This window comes from Bradyrhizobium sp. P5_C11_2 (genome assembly GCF_054049755.1).
On record NZ_JBFULT010000452.1, the window covers coordinates 1 to 6,183 of the forward strand.

Consider the following 6,183-nt stretch of genomic DNA (forward strand, 5'->3'; position numbering starts at 1 on the left):
GCGCACCGGTACCGGACGAACCAGCACCAAGCGCAAACCGATCGGAGCCGACGGCAATCCAAGATTGCCCATCGCGCTCCCTGCATCTGCGACTCTACAGGGACTGCTTGTAAGTTATGTTACACGATAACATAAATAACATAATGGGGGAAAGGCAGCGAGCCTCACAGCTCCAGCAATCCACCCTCGCCATCTTCATCGGAGAACGCGAGCAGCGTGCCCTTGGCGTTCCAGGCCAGCGCGGCCACGGGCGAAGTGCCGTTACGGCGGACCAGGATCTCGGCGCCATCCTCCAGCCGCACCATCAGCACGGTGCCGTCGCTGTAGCCGGCGGCGAAGATGTCGTTCTTGGGGTGGCAGGCAACCACCGACACGCGCGCCTGCAGCGGCGCAAGCATCGCGGGCTCCTTGCCCATCGGGCCGTCCTTGCTGGCGAACGGCCACAGGATCACCGTGTCGGCGCCCGACGTCGCCAGCGCCTTGCCGCCCGCGCTCCAGGACATCGAGCGGACGCGGCCGGGATAGCCGGTCATGCGCATGTGCCGGTTGTCGGCAAGCCGCCAGCCGTGCAGCGCCGCCTCATGCATCGTCGTGACCAGGAATTTGTTGTCCGGGCTGAAGGTGACGCCGAGATGCGAGCCGGCCCAGGGCAGGAATTCGGCCGATCCTTCCATATTCGGAAACCACAGCGTCGCGCCGTTGTAGTGCGCGATCGCGAGCCGCAGCCCTTTCGGCGCAAACGCAAGCCCGCCGACGGTCGAGGGCACCTCGAGCGACTTCTCCTCGTTCTTGCCGCTCTTGACGAACGCGAATTTCCCGGCCGACCAGGCGTAGGCGCCGTCGGCATGCAGCGCCACCGCATCGATCCAGCGCCGCTTCGGGTCGGTCGCAAGCAGCGTCACCTCGCCCTTGGCATCGAGCGAGACGACCTTGCCGTCGTCACCGCCCATCACGAGGCGCTTGCCGTCGGAGGCGGTCGAGAGAATGCCGCCGCTGTGCACGGCGATCGTGCTGATCTCGCCCTTGGCATCGACCAGCGCGACGTTCTCCTCGCCGCCGACGAAGGCGGCACGAGGCCCAAGGAAATGCACCGAGGTCACGGCCATCCCCAGCGCGACCGGCTTGACGCGGTCGGTGACGGAGACGATCGAGGCGGAATCGGGGGCCGGCGTAAACTCTTTCATCACGAGACGATGCAGCTCTCAAAACCCTCGCGAATGGCCTGTTCCGGCAATTCGCGGCCGATGAAGACGAGGCGGCTCTCGCGCGCCTCGCCGTCCTTCCATTTCCGCTGATGGTTGCCCTCCAGCATCATGTGGACGCCCTGGAAGACGTAGCGGTCGTCATCGTCGTGGAAGGCGAGGATACCCTTGGAGCGCAGGATCTTGCCGCCCTCGACCTGCACCAGATTCTGGAGCCAGGGCATGAACACGTTCGGATCGAGCGGCTTGTCGGTCTTGAGCGACAGCGACTGCATGTCCTCGTCGTGATAGTGCTTCAGGCCGTGGCCGTGATCGTGGTGGTGATGGTCGTGACCATGATGATGATCATGGTCGTGGTCATGATCGTCGGCATTGAGGAAGTCCGGCTCGATATCGAGGATGCGGTCGAGGTCGAACGCGCCACGATCGAGCACGTCGGCCAGCGCCACCGAGCAGCGCTCGGTGCGGTGCAGCTTCGCATAGGGGTTGATGGCGCGGATGCGGGCCTCGACCTCGGCAAGCTCGGGCTTGGTGACGAGATCGGTCTTGTTGAGCACGATGACGTCGGCGAAGGCGATCTGGTTCTTGGCCTCGGGCGCGTCCTTGAGCCGGTCGGACAGCCATTTGGCGTCCGCGACCGTGACGACCGCATCGAGCCGGGCGTTCCTCTGCACGTCCTCGTCGACGAAGAAGGTCTGGGCCACCGGCGCCGGATCGGCAAGGCCCGTGGTCTCGACGATGATAGCGTCGAACTTGCCCTTGCGCTTCATCAAGCCGTCCATGATGCGCACGAGGTCGCCGCGCACGGTGCAGCAGATGCAGCCATTGTTCATTTCGAACACTTCCTCATCGGCGCCGATGATGAGGTCGTTGTCGATGCCGATCTCGCCGAATTCGTTGACGATGACGGCGTATTTCTTGCCGTGGTTCTCCGACAGGATGCGGTTCAAAAGCGTGGTCTTGCCGGCGCCGAGATAGCCGGTCAGGACGGTCACGGGAATCTTGCTGGAAGTCGCTTCAGACATAACTACTCCGACATCGGGCTGGTCGCGCGACGCGAGGCGGGGTGGCCCCTGCCCTAGTGGTCAAGCGCGCTGGTCAGGGCCTTTATATTGTGCCTGACCATATCAATGTAAGTGGGGGCGAGCCCCTTTTCGCCGGTCAAACCGTCCGAAATCAGGGTCCCGCCGACCTTTGAGCCGGTCTCCGCCGCGATCCGCCGGATCAGCCGGTCGTCGCTGATATTCTCCAGGAACACCGCCGGGATCCTCGCGGCCTTGATCTGGCCGATAATACTAGCGATATCCCGCGCGCTGGGCTCGGTTTCGGTGGAAACCCCAAGCGGCGCGATGAACTGGACGCCGTATTCGGCGGCAAAATAACCAAAGGCGTCGTGAGTCGAGATCACCTTGCGCCGCTCCGGCGGGATCTTTGCAACGGCCTCGCGGACCTCCCGGTCGAGCGTTTCGAGCTTTTCCAGATAGGCTTTGGCCTGCGCACGGAAGACGTCCGCGYCGTCMGGRTCGGCSGCGGCCAGCGCRTTGGCGATGTCGMTCACRTAGATYYTGGCGTTGGGGACGGACTGCCAGGCATGGGGGTCTGCGGCCGCGCCGAGCTTCAGGGGCGCGATGCCGGCGCTCACGGTGACCACCTGCGCCTTCCTGCCRGAGGACTGCACCAGCCGCGGCAGCCAGCCTTCGAGGCCGAGCCCGTTGACGATGACGAGCTTTGCGTCCGCGATCCGCTTCGCATCGCTCGGCGCGGGCGTGTAGACGTGGACGTCGCTGTCGGGTCCAACCAGCGTCGTGACGTTGACCCGGTCCCCGCCAACGTTACGGACGAAATCGCCGAGGATCGAGAAGCTCGCGACCACGTTGAGCCGCTCCGCGGCATGCAGCGGCGAAGCGATCAGCAACAGCACACAAAGCAGGACACGCAGCATTGCCGGTCACGCTTCCAGATGCCGGCCGGGAAACAGCTGCCGGACGATGCCGCCGACGCGGCCGAACAGGACGGAGACGATGTAGAATACGCTCGCCACCAGAATGATCGCAGGGCCCGACGGCACGCGGGTCTGGAACGACAGCACGAGGCCGGCATAGCCCGAGACCGCGGCGGCGATCACGGCGATGCAGATCATGGCCGTGAGATCGCGCGACCAGAACCGCGCGATCCCGGCGGGCAGGATCATCAGGCCCACTGCGAGCAAGGTGCCGAGCGCCTGAAAGCCGTTGACGAGGTTGATGACGACCAGCGCGAGGAAGGCGAGATGCGCGGGTCCGCCGGCGCGGCTCACGGTGCGCAGGAACAAGGGATCGACGCTCTCGATCACCAGCGGGCGATAGATCACGGCGAGCACCAAGAGCGTGACGGTGGCGTTGAAGGCGACCACCAGCAGCGTCTGGTCGTCCATGGCGAGGATGTTGCCGAACAGCACGTGCAGGAGATCGATATTGGTGCCCTTGATCGAGACGATGGTGACACCCAGCGCCAGCGAGGCCAGATAGAAGGTCGCCAGCGAGGCATCCTCCTTCAGCCCGGTCGAGCGCGCGACCACGCCGGCGAGGATTGCGACCGCAAAGCCGGCGATCAGGCCGCCGGCGGTCATCGCGAACAGATTGAGGCCGGAGAGCAGGAAGCCTACGGCTGCGCCCGGCAGGATCGCATGTGCCATGGCATCGCCGACGAGACTCATCCGCCGCAGCATGAGGAACACCCCGATCGGGGCGCCGGCCAGCGACAGCGCAATGACGGCGGCGAGCGCGCGCCGCATGAACTCGAATTCGGTGAACGGGCCGATCAGCGCGTCGTGGAGCATCTCGGATCACGCCGCCCGCGAGCTGGCGTCATCGGCCGCGCAGGCGGCTGCGCTGTCGTCGAAGGCCTCGCACATCCGCATCGCGACCATCAGGTTTTCCGGCGTCAGAACCTCCGCCGTCGGCCCCCAGGCCACGGGGCCACGCGCCAGCACCAGTGTTTCGCTGAAATGGTTGCGCACCATCTCCATGTCGTGCAGCGCGGCGAGCACGGTGCGGCCCTCGCCGTGCCAGTGCTTCACCAGCGCGAGCAGATCGATCGTGGTCTTGCTGTCGATGGCGTTGAAGGGCTCGTCGAGCACGATGAGGCTCGCGTCCTGGAGCAGCACGCGCGCGAACAGCACGCGCTGCATCTGGCCGCCGGAGAGCGTGCCGATCGGGCGGTTCTCGAAGCCGTTGAGGCCAACGGCGCCGATCGCATGCAGGATTTTCTCGCGCGCCGCCTTGCCGATGCCGCCGAACAGGCCGGTCGCGCGCCAGAGGCCGGTGGCAACGAAATCGAACACCGAGATCGGAAAGCTGCGGTCGATCTCCGTACTCTGCGGCAGATAGGCGATGTCGCGGGAGTCGAGCTCGCCGAGATGGATGCTGCCGTCGAGCGGCTTGAGGATGCCGACGATGCCGCGCAGCAGGGTCGACTTGCCGGCGCCGTTCGGGCCGATCACGGCGACCAGCGCGCCAGAGGCGACCTCGCCATTGAGGTGATGCACCGCCGGGTGCCGGTCATAGCCGAGCGTGACGTTGTGGAAATGCACGGCCGCCATGGTCACCTCATCGCCAGCCACACCATGGCCCAGAGCACGGCGCAGACGGCAACCGCCGCCGACAGCCGCGCAGCCATGGTCATGCGCAGGATCGACCACGGTGCCGCCTGCGCCGGATGCGGGGAAGCCGCATCGTGGACATGGGCATGCGTGTGGTCGTGCCCGTGCGAATGCCCGTGGGCATGGGAATGGTCGTGCTGGTGGGTGTGGGACGCGGCGGGAACCATTTCAGGACGTTATATTATAACATTACGCCTGTCCACGCCGGCTCTAGGGCTTCCCAATCACCATTGCGATGGCCGCCGCCACGAAGGGAAACGGAACCGAAGCCGCGCAGCGGAACCAGACGAAACGGGCGGGCATGAACGGAATTTCCCACAAAATCACCCGCTGGAAGGCGAACAGCGCCCAGGCAACGACATAGGCGACCACCTGCGGCACCCCGCCGCCCGATTTCAGCGCCACCGTGCCGATGGAGAAGCCGATCACCGGGCCGCCGGGCGTGGCGGCGCCGGCGACCACGGCGGTCGCGACCCCAAGCCAGCAGCTGTCAGGCCCGAGCCAGCCGGTGATCACCTCCTGCGGGATGATGGCGGCGATATAGCCGGAGCCGATCACCCCCAACGCAATCCGCGGCACGATGTTGATGAAATCCATCGAACCTTCGCGGAGCGAGGCCTTGAACACCGGTGGGCCGCGGCGGAAGGCGATCAAACCGACGCCGAAGACCGAGCCCCACAGCAGGATGTCGATGAGAAGCGCGGCGCTCAAGTCTCGTCGTCCTTCATGGCTGGCTTCGGATACATCCGGACATAGACGAAGCGGCCGAGCGCGCCGGCGAGCACCGGCAGCGGCAGCGAGATGACGATGCGCCACAGCGTGAAGTCGGTGCCCATGATCGGGATTTCCCAGGCCACCGCCCGGCCATAGCCGATCAGGGTCCAACTCACGACCATGGCGATGGTGGCGCCGAAATCGGCCCCGACCGCCAGCAGCGCGCTCGCCACCGGGTAGGCCGTGAAGGGTCCGCCCGGCAGGATCGCGCCGAAGGCGGTGCCGATCAGGAGGCCCTTCAGCCCGGACTTCGGCCCCAGCGAGCGCGAGACCTTTTCGTGCGGCAGGATCTCGGAGATGAAGGCCCCGAGCAGGCAGCCCGCCAGCACGCGCGGCAGGATGCCGCCGAACAGCGAGAGGTCGTGGGTGAGGATTTCGAGGACACCGCTGGTGCCGTCACGCCGCCAGACCAGCGCCGCGCTCACCGCCACCAGGGCTGCAATGATGATCGTCGACCAGCCGATCGGCTTGCGCACACGGCCCGGCCGCGGCTCGGACTCGGCGTCAGCGGCAGGCGCCGGGTCTTTTGGGGAAGATTCTGACAACGGGCTTGGATCGGATGGAGGG

8 protein-coding genes are annotated in these 6,183 nt (G+C 65.9%); all 8 read right to left on the reverse strand.

Annotation, left to right across the window (positions count from 1 at the left end; translation table 11 throughout):
- Window positions 1-164 precede the first annotated feature (164 nt).
- Genes ACXJL8_RS30730 through ACXJL8_RS30765 form a run of 8 tightly spaced genes read right to left on the reverse strand, consistent with a single transcriptional unit; the run spans window position 165 to window position 6,161 of the window.
- A complete protein-coding gene (locus ACXJL8_RS30730; RefSeq protein WP_456686135.1) occupies window positions 165-1,184 on the reverse strand; it encodes a WD40 repeat domain-containing protein in 1,020 nt (339 codons plus the stop codon).
- Complete coding sequence (locus ACXJL8_RS30735; protein ID WP_456617382.1) at window positions 1,184-2,227, reverse strand: CobW family GTP-binding protein; 1,044 nt, start codon at window positions 2,225-2,227, stop codon at window positions 1,184-1,186. Before ACXJL8_RS30735 ends, ACXJL8_RS30730 begins: the two co-directional genes overlap by 1 nt.
- A gap of 53 nt (window positions 2,228-2,280) precedes the next feature.
- Window positions 2,281-3,144 (reverse strand): metal ABC transporter solute-binding protein, Zn/Mn family, encoded by an 864-nt coding sequence (locus tag ACXJL8_RS30740; RefSeq protein WP_456686134.1) that lies wholly within the window; start codon window positions 3,142-3,144, stop codon window positions 2,281-2,283.
- A gap of 6 nt (window positions 3,145-3,150) precedes the next feature.
- Complete coding sequence (locus ACXJL8_RS30745; RefSeq protein WP_456617380.1) at window positions 3,151-4,020, reverse strand: metal ABC transporter permease; 870 nt, start codon at window positions 4,018-4,020, stop codon at window positions 3,151-3,153.
- A gap of 6 nt (window positions 4,021-4,026) precedes the next feature.
- Window positions 4,027-4,782 carry a metal ABC transporter ATP-binding protein gene (locus ACXJL8_RS30750; protein ID WP_456617379.1) on the reverse strand — a complete coding sequence of 252 codons (756 nt, stop codon included), beginning with the start codon at window positions 4,780-4,782 and terminating at the stop codon, window positions 4,027-4,029.
- A gap of 2 nt (window positions 4,783-4,784) precedes the next feature.
- The gene (locus ACXJL8_RS30755; RefSeq protein WP_456617378.1) at window positions 4,785-5,009 is read right to left on the reverse strand and encodes a hypothetical protein; all 225 of its coding nucleotides are present in this window, start codon (window positions 5,007-5,009) and stop codon (window positions 4,785-4,787) included.
- A gap of 43 nt (window positions 5,010-5,052) precedes the next feature.
- Window positions 5,053-5,553 (reverse strand): hypothetical protein, encoded by a 501-nt coding sequence (locus tag ACXJL8_RS30760; RefSeq protein WP_456617377.1) that lies wholly within the window; start codon window positions 5,551-5,553, stop codon window positions 5,053-5,055.
- The gene (locus tag ACXJL8_RS30765) at window positions 5,550-6,161 is read right to left on the reverse strand and encodes a permease (RefSeq protein WP_456617376.1); all 612 of its coding nucleotides are present in this window, start codon (window positions 6,159-6,161) and stop codon (window positions 5,550-5,552) included. Before ACXJL8_RS30765 ends, ACXJL8_RS30760 begins: the two co-directional genes overlap by 4 nt.
- Window positions 6,162-6,183: the final 22 nt, after the last annotated feature.